6 protein-coding genes and 1 pseudogene are annotated in these 3,992 nt (G+C 54.4%); all 7 read left to right on the top strand.

Going from position 1 to position 3,992, the window contains the following annotated elements:
* Nucleotides 1-376: pseudogene (locus AXE65_RS04895) on the top strand (recombinase RecT); the annotation flags it as partial.
* Nucleotides 363-611, top strand: a complete 249-nt coding sequence (locus tag AXE65_RS04890; RefSeq protein WP_153015392.1) for a hypothetical protein — start codon at nucleotides 363-365, stop codon at nucleotides 609-611. The pseudogene AXE65_RS04895 and the gene AXE65_RS04890, both read left to right, overlap by 14 nt.
* Nucleotides 608-1,363, top strand: coding sequence for a lambda-exonuclease family protein (locus AXE65_RS04885; RefSeq protein WP_068388885.1), 756 nt, complete (start codon nucleotides 608-610; stop codon nucleotides 1,361-1,363). The genes AXE65_RS04890 and AXE65_RS04885 overlap by 4 nt, the downstream gene beginning before the upstream one ends.
* 15 nt (nucleotides 1,364-1,378) lie before the next feature.
* Nucleotides 1,379-2,293 carry a P63C domain-containing protein gene (locus AXE65_RS04880; protein WP_204376520.1) on the top strand — a complete coding sequence of 305 codons (915 nt, stop codon included), beginning with the start codon at nucleotides 1,379-1,381 and terminating at the stop codon, nucleotides 2,291-2,293.
* Nucleotides 2,294-2,590: 297 nt separating this feature from the next.
* Nucleotides 2,591-3,304, top strand: coding sequence for a Rha family transcriptional regulator (locus AXE65_RS04875; protein WP_068388882.1), 714 nt, complete (start codon nucleotides 2,591-2,593; stop codon nucleotides 3,302-3,304).
* Between the two features lie 12 nt (nucleotides 3,305-3,316).
* A complete protein-coding gene (locus AXE65_RS04870) occupies nucleotides 3,317-3,541 on the top strand; it encodes a hypothetical protein (protein ID WP_068388879.1) in 225 nt (74 codons plus the stop codon).
* A 95-nt stretch (nucleotides 3,542-3,636) separates the two neighbouring features.
* Nucleotides 3,637-3,918 (top strand): BRO-N domain-containing protein, encoded by a 282-nt coding sequence (locus AXE65_RS04865; RefSeq protein ID WP_068388876.1) that lies wholly within the window; start codon nucleotides 3,637-3,639, stop codon nucleotides 3,916-3,918.
* Nucleotides 3,919-3,992 lie beyond the last annotated feature (74 nt).

The following is a 3,992-nucleotide window of genomic DNA, read 5'->3' as shown; positions in this document are numbered from 1 at the left end:
CGGACTCGTTAATAAAGCAGGTCCCTGGAAACAATACCCCAAACGCATGCTACAACTCAGAGCACGCGCCTTTGCCCTGCGCGATATATTCCCCGATGCGCTAATGGGATTAGCCATTGCCGAAGAAATTCGCGACATTACCCCAGCCGAGCCGTTTAATCCGCCGCCGATTAAAACCCTGCCCGCCTACCCGCAAGAACAACTACAAAGCCATCTTTCAGGATGGCAAACCGCCATCGAAAACGGCAAAAGCGCAGAAAGCATCATTGGCATGGTATCCAGCAAATACCAATTAACCGAAGCACAAAAAACCCAAATCCGTGCACTGGCCGTTAAAGAAGAAGGCGAAGAGGAGAACAGCCATGAGCAGGTTTGATAGAGACAAGGTAGTCATGTTTAAAGCCAAAGCCCTGCGAGAAAGCTTGGCAACCTTTGCCGCCAAAGCGCTCTATACAGGCTACAACCGATATTTAGACGAACAAGGAATCATCTGCGCCTCACGCAACGAACTGGAAAACTTTTTAATCGACCTGCTGGCAGAAGAAATCGACAAAAAAATAGAAATCTGGATAACCAAAGAAGAACCCGCCAAAGAGGAGGTTAAATCATGAACCTGATAGAACTCCAACAAGGCACCGCCGAATGGCACAACCACCGGCAAACCCATTTTAATACCAGCGAAGCCGCCGCCATGCTGGGCGTATCCCCCTACACCAAAAGGGACGCACTGCTTAAACAAAAGAAAACCGGCATCACGCCCGAAGTGAATCAGTATCAGCAAGCGATATTCGATAAAGGCCATTTAATCGAATCGCTATTAAGACCCATCGCCGAACAACAATTAGGCCAAGAACTCTATCCCTGTGTCGGCGTACTGGAAGGCACCAAACTATCGGCCAGCTTCGACGGTTTAACGATGGACGAACGCACCGTTTCCGAGGCCAAAACCCTCAATAAAACCCTGCGCAAAACACAAGGCAGGCCATTACCGCTGCACTACCGCGCACAGCTTGAGCAACAACTACTGGTATCCGGCGCAGACAAAGCCTTATTTATCGCCGCCTCATTAAACGATGCGGGCGACATCAGTGATCAACTAACAGTTGACTACTCAAGTGACCCCGAACTAAGACAGCGCATTATTCAAGGCTGGCAACAGTTTGAAAAAGACCTTGCCGAATACCCGATTAAAGAAGCACCAGCACCAGCAGAGCGCATCACATTTGCGCAAATCAATGACGCCCTCTGGCCGCTGCAAATCCAAAGCTGTATCTACCGGTTAGGCGCATACGCCGTCGCCGACGACTACAACCGGCAAGACATCAAGAAAACGCTGATCCGCCATATCGAGCGGGCGCTTTAATCAGGGAGTAGCGAGATGAGCAAGCCAAAAAACGTTTCAGTGATGGATGCCGCCGCGAGCGTGCCCATGCTCACCGCCAGCCACTACGGCGTTGTGCACTTCGGCAATCTCGACTGCGAGGCGGTCGTACTCACCACCGGCGAACGCGGCTACGTCCGCCGCCAACTCGTAAAGCTGCTGGGTTTTTCCGAGCGGCAAAAGGGTGCCCGTTTTGCTGCTTTTTTGCAGGAAATCGCACCTAACTCATTGTCATCATTGAATAAAAAAGAGGCGACCGTTTTACTGCCATCAGGCCAGAAAGCGCAGTTCTTCCCCACAGGCATTATCGCCGACATCGCCAGCACAGTGGTGGACTCGGCCATCGCGGGCACCCTGCATCGCGCCCGCAAGGGCATCGTCGGCAACTGCCTGACAATCATGCGTGCGCTGGCCGCCACGGGCGAAGTGGCGTTGATCGATGAAGCCACCGGCTACCAGCACCACCGTGCGCCGGATGCGCTGCAAGAGCTGATCAGCAAACTGCTGCGCCAGTCCTGCGCGTCGTGGGAGCGCCGTTTTCATCCGGACTACTACCGCGCACTGTACCGCCTCTTCAACTGGCGCTACCAAGGGCACGATCAAAACCCGCCGCACGTCATCGGCCAGATCACCTTGCGCTGGGTCTACTGTCCGGTGCTGCCACAGGACTTGCTGGGCGAAATCCGCAACCGCAAGGGCATCTCACAGAAGCACCACCAATGGTTATCAGATCGCGGGCTGGCGCATCTGGAATCGCAGATTCACGCGGTCACGGCGATTGCGCGCAGTTCCGTGGACTACCCGGACTTCAAGCGCCGCTGTGAAGCCGCCTTCGCGGGCGCTGCCCTGCAATTAGGTCTGCTGCTCGATGAGTTTGATGAGCAAGCAAACCACTATGAGCAGGCGCTTTAACAATGCCTCTTGACAAACCCCAAACCACCGCTATGCTTGCCCTCGTTGCCGTGATTTACGGCAGCGCGGGTGTGCAAGCCCGTAGGTACAGGCGCAAAGAGAAACCGCGCCTTCCTTTATCGGATAGCAGCGGTTTTTTATTGCGCAACGCATGGCAAGTCCTGTTATGGACGGGCTGTGTGGGAGGCGGTCACGCCTGCCGGTCACTGTGCCCCGGTCTTGCACACCCATACAGTCCCGTCCGCCCGTGTGCAAGCGGAAAGGCGGGTTTAATCCGTAAGCACAGGAGTCATTGCCATGACTAACCCCGTCAACGTGCCGCAACTGGCGCATAGCATTCATCCATCCGTTCAGCTTATCGAAGGCCGCGCTGTCACCAGCAGCACGGAAGTCGCCCGCGTGTATGGCAAGCAGCATAAAAATGTGCTCGCCGCTATTGAAAAGTTAATCCCTGATTTGCCTGTTTCTGGTCGGCTTAATTTTCAGCCCACCACAATTCAGGTAGAAATTACCGGCGCGACCAATGCCAACGGCGCAACCCGCGAAAGCAAAGCCTACCACCTCACCCGCGACGGCTTTACCTTGCTCGCAATGGGCTTTACCGGCAAGAAAGCGCTGGCCTTCAAGCTGGCCTATATCGAAGCGTTTAACCAAATGGAAGCGGCATTAACCGGCAAAGCACTCCCGCCGCCCGCGCCGACCAAAACCCTCACCTTCACCATCCCGCTTCACGAACACCATAGCGCACGCTGGCTGCTGGATGTTGATCACCAAGGCAATGAACGCTGCCGCCGCCTAAGCCAAGACACCCGCGTGCTCACCCGCGACCGGCTGGTCAGCATGTTTATGCAAAATCCGGCCGATTTAAATATGACGCTGGAAGAACGCCTGTCCATCTTGGGCGCACTGCTTCGCGCCTTGGGCCAAAGCGCCCGCCTGTCCGCCCACCAGCTCGGCATCAACCCCGCGAAACCGCCGCAACTACCCGCCAACGATGTCGCCAGCCTCTAAGGGAGAGTCGCTATGTGCTATCAAAAAATCGTGCCAGTGAATGAAGCCGCCCACTACCTGCGCGGGGTCAAGCAGTTGATTGATCAGAATCCCAAAGCGCTGCGCAAAGAAAACCTGTACGCCACGATAAGACTGGTCAGCCAATGGCTGGATAACGCACTAGCCCGCGCCGAAAACAACCGCGCCGCAGGTGTCGCAAGCGCCAGCGAGGTACTGGACTGGCTTTATCAAGGCTAATCGATGCCGGAAATCCTGAACTTGGAAACTGCCGGAATTCCGGCAGTTAAAACTAAAGAAGCAAATCACCTCAACCCAAAGCAAGGAGCAACAACATGAACATCATCCCATTCAAAACCGACGATTTTTCAATCCGCGTAATCGAGATTCAAGGCGAACCTTGGTTTGTCGGCAAAGACATTGCCGAAGCGCTGGGATATAGCGATACCGTCAACGCCATCAAGCTGCACTGCAAGGGGGTGGTAAAACACCACCCCCTTCAGACCAAAGGCGGAATGCAAAAAGTCAGGCTGATTAACGAGCCGGATTTATTCCGCCTGATCGTCAATAGCCAGCTACCCGCCGCCGAACAATTTGAAAATACGCGCGAAAATTAAGGTCGCAATGAAAGATGAAAACAAAGAAGCCGCCGCACAGAAAAAAAGCCCCACAAGTGGTATGACACTCTGGC

This window comes from Ventosimonas gracilis, assembly GCF_001580025.1.
GTDB classification, from domain to species: Bacteria; Pseudomonadota; Gammaproteobacteria; order Pseudomonadales; family Pseudomonadaceae; genus Ventosimonas; species Ventosimonas gracilis.
The sequence above is the reverse complement of the archived record's forward strand: the minus strand, read 5'-3'. Positions and strand labels throughout refer to the sequence as shown.